25 protein-coding genes are annotated in these 21,424 nt (G+C 60.6%); all 25 read right to left on the bottom strand.

Annotated elements, in window-relative coordinates; translation table 11 throughout:
* The 25 genes from QR290_RS07205 to QR290_RS07085 all read right to left on the bottom strand — a co-directional run bounded on the left by QR290_RS07205 (position 1) and on the right by QR290_RS07085 (position 21,308).
* Positions 1–1,236, bottom strand: a complete 1,236-nt coding sequence (locus QR290_RS07205) for a DNA circularization protein (RefSeq protein WP_289204610.1) — start codon at positions 1,234–1,236, stop codon at positions 1–3.
* On the bottom strand, positions 1,223–3,208 hold the full coding sequence (locus tag QR290_RS07200) for a hypothetical protein (protein WP_289204609.1): 1,986 nt from the start codon (positions 3,206–3,208) through the stop codon (positions 1,223–1,225). Before QR290_RS07200 ends, QR290_RS07205 begins: the two co-directional genes overlap by 14 nt.
* 130 nt (positions 3,209–3,338) lie before the next feature.
* A complete protein-coding gene (locus QR290_RS07195) occupies positions 3,339–3,635 on the bottom strand; it encodes a phage tail assembly protein (protein WP_003222226.1) in 297 nt (98 codons plus the stop codon).
* A complete protein-coding gene (locus QR290_RS07190) occupies positions 3,632–3,979 on the bottom strand; it encodes a phage tail tube protein (RefSeq protein WP_007908779.1) in 348 nt (115 codons plus the stop codon). Before QR290_RS07190 ends, QR290_RS07195 begins: the two co-directional genes overlap by 4 nt.
* A 67-nt stretch (positions 3,980–4,046) precedes the next feature.
* Positions 4,047–5,543, bottom strand: coding sequence for a phage tail sheath subtilisin-like domain-containing protein (locus QR290_RS07185; protein ID WP_115076752.1), 1,497 nt, complete (start codon positions 5,541–5,543; stop codon positions 4,047–4,049).
* Positions 5,543–5,722, bottom strand: a complete 180-nt coding sequence (locus tag QR290_RS07180; protein ID WP_007954893.1) for a DUF2635 domain-containing protein — start codon at positions 5,720–5,722, stop codon at positions 5,543–5,545. The genes QR290_RS07185 and QR290_RS07180 overlap by 1 nt, the downstream gene beginning before the upstream one ends.
* Entirely contained in the window at positions 5,719–6,303 is a 585-nt protein-coding gene (locus tag QR290_RS07175) for a phage tail terminator protein (protein WP_289204608.1), read from the bottom strand. Before QR290_RS07175 ends, QR290_RS07180 begins: the two co-directional genes overlap by 4 nt.
* 61 nt (positions 6,304–6,364) lie before the next feature.
* Positions 6,365–7,393 carry a phage late control D family protein gene (locus QR290_RS07170; protein ID WP_289204607.1) on the bottom strand — a complete coding sequence of 343 codons (1,029 nt, stop codon included), beginning with the start codon at positions 7,391–7,393 and terminating at the stop codon, positions 6,365–6,367.
* 9 nt (positions 7,394–7,402) lie between these two features.
* On the bottom strand, positions 7,403–7,615 hold the full coding sequence (locus tag QR290_RS07165) for a tail protein X (RefSeq protein ID WP_115076749.1): 213 nt from the start codon (positions 7,613–7,615) through the stop codon (positions 7,403–7,405).
* The gene (locus QR290_RS07160) at positions 7,608–7,991 is read right to left on the bottom strand and encodes a phage tail protein (RefSeq protein ID WP_102621406.1); all 384 of its coding nucleotides are present in this window, start codon (positions 7,989–7,991) and stop codon (positions 7,608–7,610) included. Before QR290_RS07160 ends, QR290_RS07165 begins: the two co-directional genes overlap by 8 nt.
* Complete coding sequence (locus QR290_RS07155; RefSeq protein ID WP_289204606.1) at positions 7,988–10,216, bottom strand: phage tail tape measure protein; 2,229 nt, start codon at positions 10,214–10,216, stop codon at positions 7,988–7,990. The genes QR290_RS07160 and QR290_RS07155 overlap by 4 nt, the downstream gene beginning before the upstream one ends.
* 128 nt (positions 10,217–10,344) lie before the next feature.
* On the bottom strand, positions 10,345–10,926 hold the full coding sequence (locus tag QR290_RS07150) for a phage tail assembly protein (protein ID WP_115076746.1): 582 nt from the start codon (positions 10,924–10,926) through the stop codon (positions 10,345–10,347).
* 100 nt (positions 10,927–11,026) lie between these two features.
* Complete coding sequence (locus QR290_RS07145) at positions 11,027–11,533, bottom strand: phage major tail tube protein (protein WP_007954868.1); 507 nt, start codon at positions 11,531–11,533, stop codon at positions 11,027–11,029.
* On the bottom strand, positions 11,533–12,699 hold the full coding sequence (locus QR290_RS07140) for a phage tail protein (RefSeq protein WP_289204605.1): 1,167 nt from the start codon (positions 12,697–12,699) through the stop codon (positions 11,533–11,535). Before QR290_RS07140 ends, QR290_RS07145 begins: the two co-directional genes overlap by 1 nt.
* A gap of 2 nt (positions 12,700–12,701) precedes the next feature.
* Entirely contained in the window at positions 12,702–12,887 is a 186-nt protein-coding gene (locus tag QR290_RS07135; protein ID WP_039771239.1) for a hypothetical protein, read from the bottom strand.
* 93 nt (positions 12,888–12,980) lie between these two features.
* Positions 12,981–13,403 (bottom strand): phage tail protein, encoded by a 423-nt coding sequence (locus tag QR290_RS07130; RefSeq protein WP_205350849.1) that lies wholly within the window; start codon positions 13,401–13,403, stop codon positions 12,981–12,983.
* Positions 13,404–13,488: 85 nt separating this feature from the next.
* The gene (locus tag QR290_RS07125; RefSeq protein WP_115076744.1) at positions 13,489–14,037 is read right to left on the bottom strand and encodes a DUF4376 domain-containing protein; all 549 of its coding nucleotides are present in this window, start codon (positions 14,035–14,037) and stop codon (positions 13,489–13,491) included.
* Between the two features lie 25 nt (positions 14,038–14,062).
* Positions 14,063–16,534: a phage tail-collar fiber domain-containing protein gene (locus tag QR290_RS07120; protein WP_289204604.1), complete on the bottom strand. Its 2,472-nt coding sequence runs from the start codon at positions 16,532–16,534 to the stop codon at positions 14,063–14,065.
* Positions 16,535–17,170, bottom strand: a complete 636-nt coding sequence (locus tag QR290_RS07115; RefSeq protein WP_289204603.1) for a phage tail protein I — start codon at positions 17,168–17,170, stop codon at positions 16,535–16,537.
* Positions 17,167–18,162 carry a baseplate J/gp47 family protein gene (locus QR290_RS07110; protein WP_289204602.1) on the bottom strand — a complete coding sequence of 332 codons (996 nt, stop codon included), beginning with the start codon at positions 18,160–18,162 and terminating at the stop codon, positions 17,167–17,169. The genes QR290_RS07115 and QR290_RS07110 overlap by 4 nt, the downstream gene beginning before the upstream one ends.
* Positions 18,159–18,491, bottom strand: a complete 333-nt coding sequence (locus QR290_RS07105; protein ID WP_236178354.1) for a phage baseplate protein — start codon at positions 18,489–18,491, stop codon at positions 18,159–18,161. The genes QR290_RS07110 and QR290_RS07105 overlap by 4 nt, the downstream gene beginning before the upstream one ends.
* Positions 18,492–18,505: 14 nt before the next feature.
* On the bottom strand, positions 18,506–19,114 hold the full coding sequence (locus QR290_RS07100; protein WP_289204601.1) for a phage baseplate assembly protein V: 609 nt from the start codon (positions 19,112–19,114) through the stop codon (positions 18,506–18,508).
* 3 nt (positions 19,115–19,117) lie between these two features.
* Positions 19,118–19,639, bottom strand: coding sequence for a hypothetical protein (locus tag QR290_RS07095; RefSeq protein WP_289204600.1), 522 nt, complete (start codon positions 19,637–19,639; stop codon positions 19,118–19,120).
* Positions 19,640–19,712: 73 nt separating this feature from the next.
* The gene (locus QR290_RS07090; RefSeq protein WP_064593815.1) at positions 19,713–20,051 is read right to left on the bottom strand and encodes a phage holin family protein; all 339 of its coding nucleotides are present in this window, start codon (positions 20,049–20,051) and stop codon (positions 19,713–19,715) included.
* A 522-nt stretch (positions 20,052–20,573) separates the two neighbouring features.
* The gene (locus QR290_RS07085) at positions 20,574–21,308 is read right to left on the bottom strand and encodes a LexA family transcriptional regulator (protein WP_115076737.1); all 735 of its coding nucleotides are present in this window, start codon (positions 21,306–21,308) and stop codon (positions 20,574–20,576) included.
* Between the last annotated feature and the right edge of the window lie 116 nt (positions 21,309–21,424).

Below are 21,424 nucleotides of genomic sequence, written 5' to 3'. Positions count from 1 at the left end.
TCACTCCCTGGAAACCTTGACTTCGTTGGGTGGGAAGCTCGGATGAGACAGACCGTTGCGCTGAATGACCTCGGTCACACGGGTCGCATCGCCAAACTGCTTGTAGGCCACGACCAGCGCCGGAAAGGTTTCCTGGAATGTTTTGCTGACGAGTCGCACACCGGACGACGCCACAGCTTTGAAGTGCCCATTCAGCGCCTCCTTCAGATCGCCGATGGCCTGGTAGTGCCCGGGATCGGCCTTGTCCTGAGCCATTTGCAGCACTTCGTTCAAGGCTTTTTGCAGCGTTTGCAGATCATCCGTGACCGGCACTTCCTGACGGCTGACCGGCTGCTTCGATTGCTGGTCCAGCGAAGGCGTCGAATTGAGTTTCACCGGCGTCGACGCCACTGGCATTGAGGCGACCCACTGCGCCACTTTCACGATCAGCGTGTCCTGCACCAGATTGGCCATCGCTTGCGCGGCGGCGTTGGTGTCCTTGCCGGTGGTGATTTTCGGCGCATCAGCCTTGCGGATGGCTTCGATCTGTTGGGACACGTCGGCAATCACGCCACGGTAGCCCTCCTTCGCGAATTCCTTGAGTTCCTTGATATCGCCGAGCAACCCCTTGAACTCCGCCGCCACTTCCTTGGGCAGTTCCTTGACGGCCCTGACCAGCTCGGTGATCTGCTTGTACTGGGCGATCAGCGGCTTGAGCTGTTCCTTGATCACGTCGTACACGCCGGTAAGGCTGTTGCGCAGATTGGCGATGCCGATCCGCGCCGCCTTGATCAGGGTCATCGCCTGTTCGAAGCGCGCCACCGCCGAGCCGAGCAAACCGTCGGCCTTGGCCAGCAGCACTTTCTGGGTGCTGACGGTCGCCGTCGGAAACGGCAGCGGTCGGTCCGGGTAGAACTTCAGACTGAAGGTCACCATCCCGCCGTCCTGGCGGGTGTGGGTCATGTCGCATTCGCCGACCTTGACCTGCAAGCGTCCCAGCCACGGATGCACCAGTTCGCCGCTGCCCTGCTCCAGCGCCTGAAGCAGCTTGTCGCGCTGCTCCAGGCAATCGGCACCGATGATGAACGCCGTCAGGTCGTGGGTCTTGGCCTGCTGGCCAAGGTCCTCGAAAAACGGCAGGTCGCGTTGCGGGTATTCGTGCAACTGCCCCTTGCGACCGACCGGGGTTTTCGCCTGGTCGATCCAGAAACCGACACCGCGAAAGGATGCCGGCAACAAACGATCACGCCAGTTCATTGGAACCTCCCATGGACAGCGAGCGATAGCCGATACGCGAACTGAGCGCCAGCCCCGGTTGATTGGTTTGCGGTTGATCGGTGCGCAGCCCCGCCGGCGCATTTTCGAAGCGCACCGTCAGGCCGCCTTCGAGTTGCGTACGGTTGTTGGCGGCGCTTTGCTGGATCAGGGCGCTGGAGGATTGCGGCAAAGAACTGGTCATGGCCGACGAGCCGGAAGTGGCCTTCGGGGACTGCCCGGTAATCGTCGCCACAACGCCGGAAAGATTGCCGTTGAGCAATTCCCGGATCGGTGCGACGACGCTCTGCAGTTTTGCCCACAGCTCGCTGAACCAGCCGAGAATCGGCTCCCAGGCTTGCTTGACCGACTCCATCGGCGATTGGCTGAACAGCGTGCCGAAGGCGTTCGCGACCGCTAGTGCCTCTGTGGTCAACGCTGCCCACAAACCGGAAAAGTAGCCTTTCAAACCGTCCCACTGCGCCATCGCCGATTCCATCGGCGAGAAGTTGAACAGGTTCTGGAACTCGCTTTTCAGCGTCAGCGCACTCGCCCGCAGCACATCCCAGAGCGCAGAAAACACCTCGCCCAGCGGTTGCCAGTTGCTTTGAATCAGGCTGAACGGCGACCAGGAGAACGTCGACTTCAGTTGTTCCCAACCGGCTGAAGCCGTTGCTCTCATGTTGTCCAGCACAACGGAGAACATCCCCTGAGCCGAACCCCACACGCCGGAAAATCTGTCGGCCAGCGAGCCGTCGAACGTTGCCTTGAGCGTGGCCCAGCCGGTGGTCGCGCTGATAGCTGCACGGTTCCAGAACCCACTGAATACCGTTTGCGTGGAATCCCAGACTTCGGCCAGTTTCGCCTTCGGTGAGGCGTACAGATTGGCCTTCAGTGCTTCCATGCCAGTCGCGGCTTTTGCTGCCGCGCTGTCCCAGAATCCGCTGAATACCGTTGTCGTCGCACCCCAGACCTCGGCGAGTTTCGCCTTGGGCGAGGTGTACAGATTGTCTTTCAGTGCTTCCAGACCGGCGGCGCTACCGGCGACAGCGTCGTTCCAGTAATCCTTGACGACAGCGCCAGCCGAATCCCACAGCTCGCCCATCGTCGCCCCGAACGCATTCAGGCGCGCGGTCGCGCCCTCTGCAAGACGACTGGCACCGGCAACGGCGTCAGCCTTCATTTCTTCCCACTTCTGTTTGGCCGAGGCTTGCATCGAGTCGAATTTCAGCCGCGCGCCCGTTGCCATCTCGTCCCAGCCTTTTTGAACCTTGTCGATACCGCGACGGGTCGAAGCGCTGAGCGATTGCCAGGTCTCGCTGAAGAATCCGCTGATCGACGCCCAGTTGTCGGTAATCAGCCGCGCGCCAATCACGATGACTGCCACCGCTGCAGCAATGGCCGCAGCGATCAGGCCGATCGGTGACGTCAGAATCCCCAGCACCGCAACCAGCCCCATCGCGCCGACCGTCACTACCGTGAACGCCACGGCCGCAGCCGCCAGTCCTTCGACGAGATAGGGGTTGTTAGCGACGAACTGGCCGATCGAGGTGATCACCGGCGTCAGCGCCGTGACGATGCCGTTGACCGCCGGCAACAACGCCTGTCCGATGTTCAGCGAAATCTTGTCCAGCGCCTCGTTGAACTTCTCGAGGTTGGCCGAGGTTTCACCGTGGACCACCTTGGGGACTTTCAGGTGTTTGTTCGCCAGAGCTTTTTTCGCCAGCGCGTCCTGCGCCTCGATGGCTTTCTTGATACCGTCCTGAAACGGCTTGAGCAAGCCACCTTCGGCGATGAACCCGGCGACGTCCAGCGGCTCGAGGCCGCTGTCTTCCATGCTTTTCTTGAATGCTGCGACCTTGCCGCGCAGCCCCTTCATCTCGGTCTCCATTTTCTCGGCGCCCTTGAGCACCACGAGCATGTTGACCGTGACGGGGAAGTTCTGCGGGATCAGGCTCAATTGTGTATTAGCCATCACTGCACCTGCTGCATCGCATTGATCCGTTGCGCGTGCTCCAGCGATTCGCGAAGCACATCCAGTGGCCTGGCCATCATCTGTTCGGGGTCAACCTTCCAGAACCAGGCCAGGTCATAGGCGACCGAAATCAGGTCGGTGATGGCTCCGACGCCGCACTCATGAAAAAACTCGCAACGGCCCAGCTCAGCGCGTTGAGGTCAGCCAGGTCCAGCTGGTTGACCGACGACGGCGGAATGCCGGCGCACACGGCGATGTATTTGGCCGCCACGTCCATGTCGAGGCTGACCTCTTCGCTCTTGTCGATCTTGTACGGCAGCGCCTTGATCGCTCGCACTTCCTGCACCGTCGGACGGCGCAGGACGAGTTCGGTCAGGGGCTCGCCGTGAGCTTCGATCGCAACTTGAAGCTTCACGGCGCCGCTCATTGCCAGGTCCCCTTGATGCCTTCGAATTTCAGTTCGATGGTGGCGTCATCGCCCTTGGAGACCGGTTCTTCGACCAGGTAGGCACCGGCCAGCACATAGACTTTGCCGTTGCTGAATTCGCAGGTGACGGTGATGTCGGTGCCTTCGATCAGCTTCTTCAGCGGGAAGTCGGCGGTGTGCAGCGCGGTCACCTTGAACGATGGCGCGATGTCGGTTTCCTTGTAGAAACCCGGCACGACGGTTTCGCGTTTGACGGCCATCAGCGGGGCTTCGCAGCCGCCATTGATAGTCAGTTGTGCACCGTCGACCTTGACGTAGCAGGTGCCTGCAATCAGTTGACCCATGGTGTTACTCCCTTCAAATAAAAAGCCCACGCAAGGTGGGCTGAAATCACAGTGTCAAACGCGCCGATCAGGCGACGTCGTCGTACTGCAGACGGAACTGGTTGAGCAGTGCGAACACGCGCAGACCGTTGATGTAATCCGGCGGGAACAGCACGTTCACGCGGCTAGGGTCCTGCACGTCGCGCTCGACGATCAGGTGCTCGGCGAACAGCTCGGCGTTTTCCACGTGGCCTTCGAGTTCGAGCTTGGCGTACTGGGCGATCAGCTCACCGCGAATGGTCGCCGGGGTGACGATCGGCTGGCCGGCGCCGAAACGGGTGCCGTCGGAAGCCAGTTTGTGGCGACCGTACTTGCTGGTGATCACGCTTTGCAGACGACGCACGATGAACGCCGACTGGTGCATGGTTTCGCTGTCCAGGTACGAATTGTCAGCCTGGCCGTAAGCGTTCTTCTGGTAGGTGGTGATCGAACGCTGGATGCGCACGTAGCCGCCTTCGTAGTACGCGGTGGCGATGCCGTAGTTGAGCAGCGACTGACGCTCGGTCAGGGTGAAGCGCTCGCTCGCCGGCGCTGGATCGACGCCCGGCAGGCTGCCGCTCTGGGTCGGACGGCTGGCGTCGGCGGAGATGAACACCGAAGTGCGTGCAGCCAGTGCGGCGGCTTGTACCCATACCGGTTGCGGAACGCCCGGTTCCAGCGCCTGAATGGTCATGTGCTGGTCGTTGCGCGCCTGACCGGCTGCCACCAGAGTGCCTACGGTGCCGCGCTTGGCGCTGTAGACGTGGCCGAACAGTTGCTTGGCCCAGGACCAGCGACCGGTGCTGTCGTCCATCACCGCTTGCCAGGTGTTGAGGGTGGCCAGGTCGGACCATGGCAGCGCGATGAATTCGAACGGCTCGTCGCCCAGTGCGGCAACCGCTTCAACCTGATCAGGCACACCGACGCCGCCGGTCATGGCGGTGATGGCGGTGGTCAGCCCGGCCGGGGTTTCTTCGCCGTTGCTCTTGCCCAGGCGATTGAATTGCAGGCTGATGTCGTTGCCGCTCTCGCCGGTCCATTTGGCGTTCAGAGTGACGACGCCTTCAGCGGCCGCAGCGCTCACCGGCAGATCGGCGGTGGCGTTGATTTTCTGCGCCAGGGCGGTAGCCGCCTGGGCAGCAGTGGCACCGTTGACCACGGTGGCCTGGACGCGGACGCCGCCGACATACAGGTTGAGAATGCCAGCCTGAGTCGCGGTGCCGGTCAGGGTCAGCACGCCTTTGGCGATGGCGCCGGTGGCGTTGTGCAGCGGCAGGCACCAGATCTCACCGATCGGGTCGGCCTTGCGGAAGGTCTCGTACATCGACGCCAGCATCGAGCCCTGGCCGCCAATGCTCTTGGCCAGCGCCACACTGGAAACCAGCACCAGTTTGCCGACTTCGCTCGGGGCGATGTTGTCGTTGACCTGCGCCACGATCAGGCGGCGCATGGACGAGGACGCGCTATTGGCGGCCGAGTTGTCCATTTCGGCATAGAACAGCGGAACACGAATGTCCGCAGGAATGTTGCTGAATCCGATCGCCATTATTTGGCTCCCTTTTGTTTAGCTGTTGCGGTTTTGAGGGTGATATCGCCGTCGGCCAGACGCCGGCGCCACCAGGCGCTGTCCAGCACTTCACGGCCTTCCAGTGGAAGCAGGTCGCCTGCTTCCGGGTCCGGCACGGCACGGCCGGCGGCCGGCACTACGGTGATGCGGTTGCTCATGGGGTTACGTCTCCAGAGAAAGTCATTTCCACGCGCCCGTCAGGGCCCGGGCGTTTCAGGTTGGGGTCGGCCGGGTCGATCGCATCGACCCGCACGGTGCCCCCGGTAAAGGACGACAAACCGTCCAGTTCGCGTTCGTGCCAACTCTCCGCAGGCTGACTTGGCAGATTGCGGCCCAGCTGGAACTCGGCAAAAAAGCGCAGCCGGTAGAACGCGCGGCTGCTGTTGATCGAGACCGTTTCGCCGCCGTCATAAACGATGGCGCTGTAGTCGGTCGCGGGTTTGAAACCCACCAGCGCACGCCACAGTTCGGCGCGCAGGTCGTGCAACAGATCCAGCGCTTTTGTGCCGTCCGTGGCATCCAGTGCCAGGATGATTTCGAAGCGGTCGCGGATCGGTTGGCTGGCGGAGTTCTGTGCGGTGCTGGCGCTGGCCACGTCGGCCAGCGGTAAAACATGGGCCGAGGGCATCGGCAGATTCGGGTCGCCTTGCAGCAGCGTCAGGTCGACACCTGTCGCGATATGGCCGGCAAGGCTTGGGCATTGCGCACGCAGCTGCGTGAGGATCGGGGAGATCTTCATGGGGAGCGTTCCAGGAGGTGTGAGTGGCCACAGTGGTGCGTGTGGCGTTGAGGCCAGTGGATCAGTCCTTGGCTTTTGCCTCGGGATCCCGGCTGTTTGCTTCGATCAGGCAGCGATAGCTTTCTTCGGGCTTGCCGCTGGCAGTTACCTTCTCGATCGACCAGCGACCGCGCATGAAGTCCGGCCAGGTGTCATCGAGCACCAGCAGTCCTTCGGCCGCCAGCAGCGGATTACCCGGGCAGGTGACCTTCAACTTGTATTTCTCGCGCAGCATCTTGCGCACTTCGGCTTCGCCGATGACTTTGGCTTCTTCTTCGCTGGCCAGTCTCTGGCGAATGACCTTGTAGGGCTCGGAACCGGTGATCACCTCCTGCAGCTTGCCAAGAGCACTGTCCCAGAAGCTGGTCTTGCAACCCTGATTCTGGGTGCGCGCGGTCTCTTCCAGCGTGGCGCTGATGAAGGCGTGATCGCCCGGCCGATTGTTGTGGGTCACCGACAGCCTGACGTCCGGTATCACCTGGCCCGACAGGTTTTTGAGCTGCGCCGGTTTCGCCAGTACGTAGAGGTCGTTGAACGGTTTGGCCACCGCGTCGTACTTTTTCGCCAGGCGTGTGATGAAGCTCATGTCGGTTTCGTTCGACTGGTCGACATGAGCGATCCTGATCAGCGCCAGTTCGGAATCGACCCGCGGCGAGAAACCGTGCGACTCGACCAGTTTGCGAAACAGCCCGCCAAGCGTCGTGGGGCCATGACTGGCCGTGCGCCGTTCCTTGAATCCGGTTTCGTCCTTGCCGCTGAAAGGCGCGGCGGTTGCTACCAGTGTCAGGCGCAGCGGGAACAGCGTCGGTGTCAGTCGAGTGACCTTGAACTGGCCCTTTTCGACCAGCCCGGTCTCCAGATAGCCCACCCGCAAGCCGATGGTTCCGCCCAGCGTCGGCAGGCCGTCAAGGCCTTCCAGGTCGAGCACCAGCGTCAGTTGATCGGACTCCATTCCGGCGGCATCGATGTGCTCCCAACTGATCAGGCGCTGGTTCAGCAGGTCCTTGTTGGCCCCGTAGATTTCAATCGCCGGCGTAAATCCCTGTGCCATGCAGCCTCCTTAATCCCAGGCCAGAACCGGCTTGATCGCAGCCGGTTTCGAGTCGAGTTCCGGGAGTGTCACCCAGACACCTGCCGGCAGGATCGGACCGTGCTCGGCCAGGGTCGGGTTGAGTTTCCAGAGGGCTTGCTCGGCGCTGTCATCGCTGCGACCGGTTTCGCGGTAGAGCAACAGATTCACCGAATCACCGGCCACGCTTCGTACCTTACGCATTGTTGAACTCCGACAATCCGATGACCCACTTGATCACCATCGCGGTGCCGTCATCGATGACTTCGCTCTGGTTTTCGTCGATGCTGTTGATCCGCCACAAACCCCAGTTGCGGCCAATGCCGTCAATCAACGGCAGCGGCACTCTCAACGCTTGCAGCGCACGCAGTTCATCGAGCCGCTCCATCGCCACGGCGTACATCGAGGTGCCGCCGATGGTCAGGGATTCGGGCTTCTGTCCTGTCTGGTGGGATCTGGGTTTGCTGTTGAGGATCTGCAGGTCAGTCCAGCCACCCTCGGATTTGCGCGACAGCGTGCTGTAGGCAAAATCCCGGGACAGGCCAAAGATGAAACTGCCCAGTGCCATTTGTTGTTTCATCGGGCGACTCCATCGGTCAGGGCTGCGTCACGGCGGGTGGCGAGCGGGTTGTTGGTCAACAGTGGCAGGAACTGCCCGTGGAATTGCCCGCTCAGTTGTTGCCCGATGATCGTGCGAATCTGCTCGGCAGTGTCCGGTGCCGGACAGGTGACCTGGATCAGTGGGGAGAAGGTGACTTGCTGGTTTTGACTTTGGGTGGGAGCGTTGACCAGGTTTTTCGCGACATCTCCCGGCGCAGCGAGTTTGTCGGCGGGCGGGTCTGCGAGTAGATCTCCTATCCATGAGCCCGCCATTCCACCCAAAGCACTCCCGATGCCTATGCCGAGACCTGGAAAAACAACCCCGCCGATCACAGCGCCAATGGCTGCCCCTGCCAGCTCGGCTTTTGCGCTTCCCACCGCTTTTTCATCACCTTCACGCAGGCCTTTCAGGCCTGTGTAAGCGGCGTGCGCCACCACTACCGGGGCAGCGACCCTACCCACCAAAGGTGCCATCCGGGACAGCATCGGCATGACCTTGGATCCGAAGCTCCGCACCGCTGGCATGACCCTGGCTCCGACGCTCCGCACCGCAGGCAAGACCCTGGCAGCCGAACGCTTGATCGAAGGCATGACCTTCATCGCTGCACCGCGCAGTCGACTGCCCAGGCTTTGACGAACAGCGGGCGTACGGGGCCGAGCATTTTTCGCAGAGGCTTTGGCCTGTTTGCCCTGACCCGACTTGCGAGCCGATCGTTTCTTTTTGCGGCCGCCACCGTTGTCATCGTCACCGGTGATCATATCGCCGACTTCGGACGGTAAACGTGCCGCAGCCAGGCGCAGAAGTCTCGTGGAGACCGCATCAAGCACGGCAGACACGCCGGTTTTCAGAGCGCCCGCCACGAAGGGCGTGGCAGCCACACCCAGCAATGTCAGTGCTGCGGTGATGAACGGGAACGTTTCGGCCGCTGCGCTCAGTCCATTGACCACCGCAGTGAGCCCGATGGCAAAGCCGTCCGTCACCGGGGCCAATGCATTGCCGACTGCCGTGGACAGCCGGTTGAGACTCGCATCCAGCGCATTCCAGCGTCCCTGCGATGTATTGCCATAAGCTTCAGCGGTTTTTTCCGTCGAGCCTGCATACAGGGACTTTTCAGAAACCAGCTTGAACGCCGTTTGAACATCCTCAGGCTTTTTCAACAACTCGAGGATTGCATCATTGTTGCCAAACAGCGTTTTAGTCAGCGAAGCCTGTTTCTCTTCAGGTTGTTTCTTGAGTTGTTCCAGAACCAGCTTGATCGTTTCGGGTGCATCGCCACTCATCCCACGCGCGAGCGACTCCGGGTTCAGACCTATGTCGGCCCAGGCCGAGCGCTGCGCCGACGACGCGGACTCTCCCTTGCCCAGAGCCGTCGTGAAATTCTTCAGCGCCGCTCCGGCATCTGTCTTGCTGGCGCCACTGTTGAGGAACGCCGCCGCAAGTGCAGCCACTTGCTCGGGTGTCATCCCTGCCGCCTTGGCGCCCTCGCCAACGCTTTGAACGACGGAGCCGATGTCGGAAGCTTTGACGTTCAGGCCACTGTTGCCAAGGTAGTTGGTCGCGTCTGCCAGATCCTGGCTCTGCACCCGATCAAGCTTCAGAGTAGTGCGCCAGCCCGACAACATTTCGCCAGCCGCCTTGACATCGATCTTGAAGGCCGAGGCATTGATGGCGGCATCACGGGAGAAATCCTGCAACGCCTCCGTTTTCTGCTCGCCCTTCAGACCATCACTGATGCCGGACCGCAGCCCTGCGAGCTGCACTTGCAGCAGATCCGCGCCAGTAGCACCGCTGGGGGCAACCCGTTTGTCACTGGCGATTTCCAGGTTCTTTTCCGAGAATGCCTGAAGTGATTTCGTGCTCAGGTGCAGTACCTGATTCAATTCAACCAGCGCCGTCTCGTTGGCCATTGCCGATTGCAGTCTTTTCGGTGGCGGACGCTGCTCGATTTCCGCCTTGAGTTTTGACTTCGGCTCACTATTGGCGGCTGGCGGCGTTGTGACGACCTTGAACAACGACTGCTGGCTGACCAGCAGTTCCCGCAGTTTGATCTGCTCCTGCGTGAGCAAGCGAATATCCACGCTGGCCAGCGCCATAGTCAGATTCAAGTCCTGCAGCGGCTTGCCAAGGCCATCGGCCACCGCCAACCAGGCTGCTGCGTTGCCACTCTCATTGGCGTATGTGAGCGCAAATTTGCTCTCTGCCATGCCGCTCTACTCCTGTTTCACGCCAAGGCGAGTGATCGCTATGTCGTAGCGGCGCAACGCCTTTTCGGCGTCCCACTCCAGAATTTCCGCCTCACTTACCGGGTAAATGAGCGGCACGATATCGAGGATTACTTCGATGTCACGTTCTGAAAGAAGGCCGCCGGCTGGTTTAAAAAATCGTCGATGCGCACCTGCAATTGCGTCCAGTCCGGCACGCTCAACAGGGCCAGATCGGGGATCATCAGACCGGTGCAATGGGCGGTGATGAACTCGGCGCGTTCCTTGGCCGTTTTCAGTTTCTTCATCACTTTGGTGGCCCGCAGCGCCGGCATTTCCAGGCTCAGCGAGGTCACGGTGCGGCCGGTCACGGCGAGCGGCAACAGCAGTTGCACCTGATCGGGATCGTCGGACTGTTCCGCGTCTTCGACCTGGTCGAGAAAGAACGACGCCGGACGGGTCGAGAACTCGTGCACGTACTGCGCGATGGTCACGTAATCCGGACGCTTGAGCTGGTCGAGCTCCTTGACCGACAGTCCGGTGGCCAGCAGCGCCAGTTCGAAGAACTGGTCGTCTTCATCGTCGCCTGCGCGTTCCAGCGCGTCTTTCTGGGCGGCGTAGAACAGCGGCTTGAGCTGGATCGATTCGATCTGCGAGCCGTCGTCACCAGTGATCGGCGACAACAGGTCATGCTTGGGTGGCATCCACGACATGAAAGGAATTCCTTGGTGATTCTTGAGGGGTGTTGCAGTCCCTTGTAAGAGTGGGTTTTGCCCACTCCCACAGGGTTTTGTGATTGCCTTTGGCCGAGGCTTACGGCATCAGCACCGCACGACGGGCATCACCGAGGATGTCGACGCCGTTGAGCACGAACTTCTGGGTGCGCACGTCGATGTCGATCACCGGCACGCCGTTTTCCAGGCGGTTGTAGGTGCGGCAGGAGAGCTCCAGGTTGGTCTTGGGTTTTTCACCCATCTTCACCGCGGTTTCCTCCAGGGATTTCAGCTTGCCGCCGACGGTGTGGTAGGTGAACCAGGTGTTGCCGTCCTGATCCTGACCGCCTTCACGCACGTTCAGCAGGATGTCGTCGCCCAGCTTCACACCCAGTGCGAGCATGACTTCGGTGCCCATGCCTTGCAGGGTCAACTTGGCATTGAGCGCTTTGCCGCCCTTGGCCATTTCTTCGACGATGAAACGGCCGCCACGCATCTCTTCCACATCGAATTCGATCTTCGGCGGAGTGAATTCCTCAACGGTCGCCGACAGCGGCAGGCCTTGCAGGGTGGCCGCGATGGCCTGTCTTACGCGGTTGGTAAACATTAGAGAACGTCCTCCAGGAACTGCTCGATGATTTCATCGCGGGCGTTGAGTTGATAAACCATGTGTTCGTTCGGCGCGTAGCGGCCGTAGTCGATGACCACGTACCAGGTGCCGTTCTTGTACTTCTCGACGCTGTTGAGTTCCGGGTGCAGATACACGCTGCCGCCGGGAATGGTTTCATCGGCGACCAGGGTTTGCAGCCAGTCGTTGATGCGTTTGACTTCCTGATCCATGAACGACTTGGTCAGGTTTTTCGCCATGGCTTTCTGGCCGGCCTTCACCAGCTTGCGGCTGATGGCGTCTTCCAGACCGACGTAGCTGATGAACTTGCCGGTGATCGAGCGGTTACCCAGCAGCGAGAAGCCGCCAAGGATGGTGCGGGCGTAATAGCTGACGCCGTAGCGGTTGAGCAGATCGCCTTCGGTGGAGGTGTCGAGGATGTTGTACTCGACGACCCGCGACACGTCTTCGGCGTAGGTCACCTGGTTGCCCGGGCTTTCCCATTGCTTGACCTTGGCCAGCGCGGCAATCGCCAGGCTCGATGGCGCGAGGAACACGTTTTTCTTCGCGGCTTTCGAGTACACGGCGGGCATGTTGTGCACCACCAGGCAACGGTCGAAACCCAGATCCGCACCGCCCAGTTCCTGGCTGTACAACACCTGGTCGGCAACCGAGACATCCTTGCCGTCCAGCACCACACGGGCCTTGATGCGCTTGCCGAACGAGGCGAACTCGCTGGCCACAGCCTTGGTGCCGGTGAAGCCCGGCGCGCCAATGATGGTCAGGTCTTCCGGGACACTGCCCAGTGCCGCCAGACCGAGTTTGCGACCGGTCACTGGCTCGACGCCGCCGATCACTGCGTTGACGGTGTCGGTCGGGGTCGCGCCCGCTTCGACGATCACCACATACACCGGCACCTTGACCACTTTCAGGATCTGGTAAACCGCGTGGTACAGGGTGCCCTCTTCCGAGCCGGTCGGATCGAGCAGCGCGTGAGTGGTGAAGCTGTTGATGCGAAACGGGGCGTTGCGCGGAATCAGCGGATCGGCGTTCGGCGCGGTGCCGACCAGACCGATGACGTTGTCACCCAGGCCACCCATGGCCTCGGGGGATTCGGTGGCATTGACGGTAATGCCGTTGTGCTCGAAGTTCAGAACCTCAGCCATAGTCAGTCAGCCTTCTTGGCAGCGGCCTTCACGGCCTTGGTGGTAGGTGTTTTCAGCTCCAGTCGACCGGCGCTGTGCAGGGCACTGGCCTCGACATCGAGCAGATCGAGTTCCTGGCCGACACTCGACCAGTGCCCACCGCCGGTGGGGAATGGAACGAGCACGGTGTAGGTTTGGCGGGTTGCCATTTTTCGTTTCTCCATAAACGGGAAAGCCCCTTCAGGAAGGGGCTCTAATGCGGTTCGACGGACAAGAAAACGCCCCGGCGATGCGGGGCGTTTTTATTGAGGCAGGCTGGCGAGCCACGCCGGCGCTGCCGGCCGGTGTTCGCTCAGGGGCAGTTCACCACCCTCTGGCCAGATACGAAGCGTGCGGCGATAGGTTTGCAGTTCGAGGTATTGCGCCGGGGTTAGCAGGGTGGGCCAGCGCTCGACCTCGTCACGGTACTGGTCAACCACGCTGTCGGTGGCTTTCAGTTGCTGGTTGCGCCACGAACGCTCATAGCCCTGAAGTTCCTCAGGAGTCGGCCCCGGCCGGTCAACCAGCACTGGATAGCCTTGATCATTCATGACAATCATCTTGCCCATGGACAGTCCGTTCAATAACTCCATCCAATACTCACGCGAGATCTCAACGGCATCGCCGGGAATTTCCGTATTAATGGAAGGATCGTAAAAACCGCCAGTGGAGGGTGAATAAAACATAAGGTTCTTCCTTGTTTGATGGACAACGACGTTCAACCCACCCTCTTGGATGGGTTGACATGAAAACGCCCCGTTGTAAGGGGCGTTATTGAAGGGTTGGTTCTGATGTGCCTGGCGGGGAATCCGGCCAGCCATCCTTGAGCATTTCATCGGTGTAGGTGCCGACCTCAAGTGCTTTCAGCAAGGTCAGTTCACGGTCGAAGCAAGCTTGAACATGAGCCCGGACAGCCTGCGCAATGGAAAGAATCTGTGCGGCATCCACTTCGACAAAACCGTCAAGGGTTTTAAAGTTGCAGCGGTATTGCGGGTCAAGAAGCGCGCAGAGACCTGTGCTTGCGATCAAGGCCTGACTCTCACGAGTGGTTTCGATGCGCAATCCTTCTACGGCAATACCTGATGCTTCGCGGGTGAAACGCTCCGCAGCAAACAGGGCTGCATAATCGGGCTCGATATGAGGAAAAGGTAACTTGACCACCTCACCGTCAACCAACTTCCAGACACCGTCCCTCTCTGTTCTGGTCGCCAGAAATACCGCGTCACTGAGTTCAATCGCTTGTTCAGGAATAACGCTATGAATATCGGAGTCATACCGCCCGGTCAGGTCTCCGTGCTCATCAAATGTTGCGAATTTCATAAATAGCCCTCGTCACTCCGTTGTATTAGCGACCCACTGCAAAGTAGTAAAACTGTGCAGATGCCTGACCCAGGTTACGGATGGTCACGTTCGCTTTACTGATGCCTTTGATTTGACCGATGTAGGTCGATCCGACGGGAGCGTCTACGGCCGTATTGGGGTAAGTGATAAATACCGAGGGATTGACCATTGGGTAAGCAACCGGAAAGGCCTGCAAATAATTGGCGCCAGACGCGATAGCAGTCGTCATCCCCCACTGGAGGGTCAAGCCTCCGAGCCAGGTTGGGAAAATGACATAGCTGCCGCTCATGTCGCCGGACACACTGATGGAGAAACCCCAGCGCATTTTTTTCGGGGTCACGAAGGTTTTATCGTCGGCACCTGCATCGGCCTGCGCCTGGGTCGCCACCTTCGCGGTGCCCTGATTGAGTTCGGTAGCCTGCTGCGCCAGATCCGAAAACGCGGCGACGTCAATGCTTCCCTGATTGACCGGGGCGTTCCAGGCTTTGATGCACCACATGACGGCGAGGTTGCGTGGGCGAGTCTCAGCCCCGCCAGTGTTGACTGTGTTCTGGGCATTCACCATTTGCATGGCGATACCGGAATCTACACCGGACAGAAATGCCCCGGCGGAGATTGATGCCGCCGCGCCGTTGATCATGCCAGCCTGCCATCCTCCGGCCGGATCCACCGTCGCGGCGGTACCGTCAAAGTAACGATGGTTGTGTGCCTTGAACTCCTCGGCCTGTGCAGTACCGATAGTTCGACCTGCATCAACGCCACGACCATGATCCCAACCACGCAGGAACTCGCCACGAGACTCCGGCAACCGGAAGTTACCCGCGCCCTCATTACCCTTGTTGTAAGTCGTGCCGAGATACGCCGCCAGATCCGGATAGGTTGCAATGCTTTGCACACTGCCATCCAGTTCCAAATACCCGGCAGGTACGAGGCCTGTCGGAAATGCCATGACTGCGCCAACCGGCACGGCTGCCTTGAGGGTTTCAACCTCTTTGGCCAACGCGGCGACGTCGATGTTTCCCTGATTGACCGGCGCGTTCCAGGCTTTGATGCACCACATGACGGCGAGGTTGCGTGGTCTCACCACACCGCCATCGACCAATACAGGCGAAGATACAGCACCTGCCGTGGTGTACGATCTGGCCACGCCGGGATAATCAGCGGGTAGGAATACATCAGCCTGAGCTGCCGCCACCGTTGCCTGAACAACTTCGACCGTAAGGTTCGGATTCGGGTTGCTGTCAAACGTTGTCACTGTCCCCTTCTGAGATGACCCAATCGCTCGACCGGCATCCACCCCACGCCCATGATCCCAACCGCGCAAGAACTCCCCGCGCGCTTCAGGCAACCGGAAATTCCCGACGCCCTCATCCCCCTTGTTGAACTTGCCGCCCAGATAGGCGCTCAAGTCCGGATAAGTCGCGCTGCTCTTGACGCTGTTGTCCAGCTCCAGGAAACCCGGTGGCGGCGTATCGACAGGAAACGCCACAATCGAACCCACTGGCAACGCCGAGGCCTTGGCAATCAGCGCCTCGACTTCAGCCTTGGTATAAGAATCCTTGATACCAAACCCGGCCAGCGTGTCTGGATTCGAACCCGCAGTCGCGCGGCCGTATTCGTCGACGCTCAGACTCTTGTAAGTCCCGGCGGCAATCCCGGTACGCCCGGCCAGCATCTTGAATGTCAGCGCAGTAGTGCCAAGAGTGATCGGCGCGTTGGTGGTCAAGTGCCACAGCGAATCGCCGTTGAGCGTGCCCTCTTCCACCATCACCGTCAGACCCGGCGTGACCTTGGCGCTGACGTTGGCATCGTTGGCCCGAATCCAGTCGCCGTTGGCCACGATCCACAGGCCGTTGTCCTTGGCCAGGGTCTGGTTCGGCAGCAACACGCGGTCACCGGCGATCACCGCCACGCCGTCGATCTGCTGCGCACCTTTCAACACCACGCTGGTGGTGGCCGCGACACGTACCGATTGTTTGCCGTCGAGTTTGCCGAGTTCTTCGGCGAGGTAACTCATGACCCAGGCGCGGGTGGCCTTGACTACGGTGTCGTCGATCAGCAGCGTCACCAGCGAGGCATTGCTGGTCTCGAAAATCGAGCGGATGTAGAACTCTTTGCCCGAGCCGGAGTTAGCCAGAACCGGCTTGAACGACTCCGGGTATTTGACGATGGCGTAGAGGATGCCGGTGTCGGTCCACAGTCCGGCTTCCCGCACATACCAGCCGCCGACGTCCGGCGGGATGGTGACTTCGGCGAGCAGCCAGCTCGGATTCTTCTCGTCCTGGAACAACGCGTTGAGCGGACCGCGCCAGACTTCGCGTTTCAGCGCCGTGGCGGTTGCGGCCGGGTTGTAGACCCCGCCCTCACCACCGTCGCCGACGGAAATCTGCGTCAACTTGATCGGTACGCCCGCTGCCTTGCAGGCGGTTTCGTAGGCAATCCCTGCGTTGGTGAGCAGGGTGTAATAGTCAGCCATTCAGGCCCCCTGAGGATAAATAGTGGATGTTTCGACGGTGTACAGCGCAGCCGCCATGAAGGCTTCACCGGAGGTTTCGAGGCCTTCGAGGAACACCGGATAGACCGTGGTCAGCTCACCGCAGAAGGTCGCGGCGCCGATGACGTGATTGCCGAAGGCGCTGAGGCCGACCGACACCGACAGCACGTCCCGCTCACTCTTGGCATCAGCCAGGCGTCGGTCGAGACGGGCGTCGATTTCTTCGCTGTAGGGTTGTTCGCTGAAGGCCCGCACGGAAAAGCTGTAGGGCTCGCCGGGCGGTGTCTGCTCGTACCAGGCGCGGATTTCCGGCCTGAGCTGTAAACCCTTGGCGGCGTTCTCCAGCGCCTTGCGAGTGCCGGCCTGGCGCGCGGTGGGCCAGGCCAGTTCGACGGTCAGGCGCTTTTCTGCTTCCGGTGCATCGGTGCTCCATTCGGCCACTCCGCGATCTGCGGCGAGATACGGCAGGAACGCTACCGGTGTTTCGCTGGGGTTCATCAGTTCGGGAAACGGCGGCGCGACGCGATCAAGCAATGCGCCGAAGCCGATGTCGAGGGCCCGCTCCAGCGCCGAACTGTTGGCCGGCAGCAGGGTCGGACGCGGTGTCTGATCGGTCATAGCGTCTGCACCTCGACTTCGACCGCCGTGCAGTACGGCGCTTGAAACGCCGAGCACACAACGGAATCCAGAGGTTCAAGAATCTGCAATTGAACGGCGCCGGCGCTGTGCAGCGTGTAGTCGATCCAGCTCGGATCGACCCGGCCCTCCAGGCGATGGCAGCTGTCGGCGTAAGCCTGCAGATGCTGCTGCGCAGCGACCTTGGTCAGGCCCGAATCGGGGCCGGAATTGATCTTCGCCACCACGCGGATTTTGTAGCGCTGAATCTCGGCGGCCTGCACCGTCACCTTGTCCGTCTCGGGACAAACGTCGGGCCGTGCGAAGTGTCGACGTACGCCTTCGAGCAGCGTCGGGGACGGTGTACCGTCGCCCTCGCGGGAAAGCACGGTGACTTGCACTTCGCCAGGTGCGGTGCGGCGACCGTTACCGTCCTTGACCTGCGCGGCGAGGCCGTCCGGGTTGAAGGTGTAAGTGACATTCACAACACCTGCATCGGTTGATTCGACTTTCACCGACGGCCGCTCGCCGAGGGTGAATACTTCGCGGCGATACTGCATCCGCGAACCCGCCGCCGGCGCATGGGGCGCCAGGTAATAGCGCAGCCGGGCGTCATCGTCGCTTTCGTAAATTGCTGGCACCGGCGGGAATGCCGCCGGATCGCCCGGGTCGAGCAACTGCCGCTCCAGGCCCATGTCCGCCAGCCGCGCATCAAGGTTGCTGCCCGTGGCCCACCACGCCAGCATCTGCTTGATCCGGGCGTTGTATTTGCGTTCGTGGGTTTGCAGGCGAACGCAGAAAGCTTCAAGCGCCAGGGTCAGCAGTTCGCTTTCGTTTTCCAGGCTGGTCTTGAGCTTTTCCGCGCTCTGCGGCGAACGTGCGCCGACGTACTCGATGACGAAAGTCTTGAACTCGGCGAGCAGATCCTCGAAGGCATCGACCTTGATCAAGGAGGGTTCGGCCAATTGATTCTGGCCGGGGATCAACATGCTCATGTCACGACCTCGAAAGTCTGTTGGCGGTTTTTCCAGGTGCCGGCAAACCGCAGCAGCAACCCCGCGCCCTTTCGGCTCGCCACGATCACGCCGGGCTGGAAATCGCTGATGCCGTTTTGCGGGTTGTAGAACGCCTGGGCTGCGTGGCTCTGGGCGAGCAACAGGATGTCGTCGCCCAGGTTTTGCCCCAGCAACGTGGGGATCAACGAACCATAAAGGGGCCTTTTTTGCCGGGTGCCCAGCGGCGTGGTCAGGGCCCGGGTCGCGCGCTGCACGAATTGCAGCCAGTCGTCGACCGTGGCCCCGCTGTCTCTATCGATTCCGATCATGGGAAGCTCTTGATTCAGGGGCTGATGACACGACCCTGGTGATCCACCAGTGGGCCGCTGAAGTGCACGCCCGAGGCGTCGATGGTCAGGCCGACGGCGCCCAGTTGCAGGTTGATCGCTTGCGGGGTCATCGCCAGCCGTGCCGGGCCGATGCTCAGTTCAAGCGATTCGCGAGAGCCGCTGAAGGCTGCCGGACCGTTTTGCCAGTGCAGTGTGTGCGTGGCGTCGTCGTAGCCGCTTTCGCTGCCGTCCTGATGAACACGTCGCGTCAGCGTCGGCACCGTCGAGGTCGGCGGAAAGCGGTCACTGTTCAGGCCAAACAGCGCCACGCTTTGCGCACCGCTTTCACCGCTGCCGTAGTTGAACAGCAGACACTGCTCACCCACTGTCGGGATCCGCGACTCGCTCTGCGCGCCGGCGCTGGGGTTGAAGAATTTGATGGCTGGGGTGAGCAGTCCACCGTGGCTGACCCTGCAGGTGTTGCTCGCGGCATCGACGTCTTGGCAGATGCCAATGCGGCAATAACTCTCGGCGCGCCGGTGCAGGTCGTCGATCTCGGCTTCCATTTCCGCCAGGCGTTCGATGATCGGGCCCAGCTGCATTCGCAGTAACGCATCGAACATCGATCAGGCCTCCAGCGAGGTGTATTGGTCGGGGTCGTCGATGTCGCTGACTTCCCAGGTGCGAGCGAATTTCGGCGTGCCGATCGGATCGTCGAGCAGGGTCGGGCCCAGGTAGAGGGTCTGGTTGAAGGACAGCGTCCAGGCCTTGTTCGGCTGATCGGCGCGGATGAGCAATGACGGCATCCCATCGATATTCATCGGCAGATCGCATTGCTCGCCGGACAAGCCCCAGCGGTTGTCGGTGACCAGATTCTTCAGGGCGGCAATGAGATCGCACGCGGCAAAAGCTGTAGCGGAAACTGCCGGAATCACTTGCAGCGACAACGTGAGCACATGAGCGATCCGCCCGTTGGCAGCACGTTCTCCCGGTGCATTTCGCTCAATGTCGATCAGCACCCAGGCCTTGTCGCCGGGAGCCGTGAAGTCATCGTGAATGCCGACCTGCACGTTCAGATCGACGCTGTTGCGCAAGGCTGTCGCCATCGCCGTGAACAGCTGCGAAGGCTGCTGGATCGGTGTGGGCATGCTTGACCTCCTTTTCTGATGTCCACGCGAAGTCCCGCCGCACAAGGTGCAGCGAGGCAGGAAAATGAAAGATTTACTGTGAGTCGCGGGGCGGGATTTCGCAGACGCCGATGCGCTTGGCGGCCCAGCGTTCGTAGAGACCGATGGCCACGTCGGCGCCGGCCATTGCCGTCAGGCAACCGATCGCGCACGCGGCCCAGATGGACATACCGGCGGCATACAGCAGCATGATCGCCGACACCCCGCAGATAACGCAGGCCCCGGAACGCAACGCCAGACGCCGGATCAACGCCCAGCCACGGGCGCCCTCCTTGTCAGCGCGCCACATTTCGCCAGATACGCCGCCCACCAGGGCGAGCAGGATGACCAGCCAGATCGGCATGTCCGCCAACGCTTGTTGCTCGTTTGTCATGTCACGCCTCCTGGTGTGATGGATGAGTGGTGTGTGTTGGATTCAATCGTTTTCTCTTGAGGCAGGCATTCCAAAAAGCCCGGCAGCTCGCCGGGCTTTTCAGTAATGCGCTCCTTCGCCTTCCTTCAATCCTGTGTACGTGAAGGAAGCTGACTTTTCGGCGCTACTGGCGCGGTACGAGTCCATTCAAATTGTTTTTCCGACCGCGGTCCCTGCCCGCCGGATAACTGCTTCTGGTGCTTTACGCTGCACACCCGGGTCAGTTGCCAACCCTCTGAACCGTTGAGGCCGGTTCATCGCTGCCTGTTCTTGTGGAACTAAAGAGCTGTTGTCGCCAGCCGCTTTGTCGAGCGGCTTGGTGGCAAGAATATGCATGAATGCATATACAGTCAATGCGTAAATGCATTTATTTATGCAGAATAAATGCGCGAATGCATGAAAGCCCCGTCGTTCAAGGGTTGGCCGGTTTTCTACAGGCGAAAAAAAACCCGCCGAAGCGGGTTTTGTCAGAAAGGAATCAGGTTATCGGGCGTACATGCCCCACCAGAAGACGTGACCGAGGATAACGATCTGCTCTTCCTGCATATCCTGGAAGCTGTAGTCCTCGTCCGGGTGTTCATCGCGATTGAAGCTGCGCAGACGGATGCCGGTAGGCAGGCGATAGAGTTGCTTCACCCGCAATTGACCGTTGTGGTTGATCGCATAAAGGTCGCCATCAATGATGTCGCCGATCCCGCACTTGCCCGCGTTGACGCCGACCGTGGCGCCGTCGCGCAGCACCGGCAACATGCTGTTGCCCCGTACCGTCACGCATTTGGCCTGGTCGAACTGCACACCGTTATGGCGCAGGCTGCGCTTGCCGAAGCGCAGACTGGAGCGCTCGCTCTCTTCGATGACGAATCTTCCTGATCCAGCAGCCAATTCAACCTCGCGAAGAAAGGGCACCGACACCTCGTCGTCATCGACGGGCGTGTCGTCGTCCCACAGGCTTATGTCCTTGAGTTCGGAATGCAACTCGTCGCGTCCGGCGTTGACTGCGGGCGCAACATCCGCGCGCCCGCGCAACTGATCGGTGCTCACGGCAAAGTACTCGGCGATCTTCGAGATGTGTTTATCCGAAGGATCGACGATCTTCCCGCTGAGAATCCGCGAGAGCGTGGATTGAGGCACGCCGGTGCGACGGTGGAGCTCCGTGGGGGAGATCCCGTGCTGGTCGAGCAGTGCTCTTAAGACGGTAGATACGTTGCGTTTTTGCATAACGCGCATAGTGCTTGAAGTTTTTCGCGAAGACAAATGCTGATTTGCATAAATCGTGCATAGTCGACCTTTTTACACCCGATGCGTGTCACCCGACCGCGATGCCTGCGTCCGAC

It is taken from the genome of Pseudomonas fluorescens, assembly GCF_030344995.1.
Classification (GTDB): domain Bacteria; phylum Pseudomonadota; class Gammaproteobacteria; order Pseudomonadales; family Pseudomonadaceae; genus Aquipseudomonas; species Aquipseudomonas fluorescens_BF.
The sequence above is the reverse complement of the archived record's forward strand: the minus strand, read 5'-3'. Positions and strand labels throughout refer to the sequence as shown.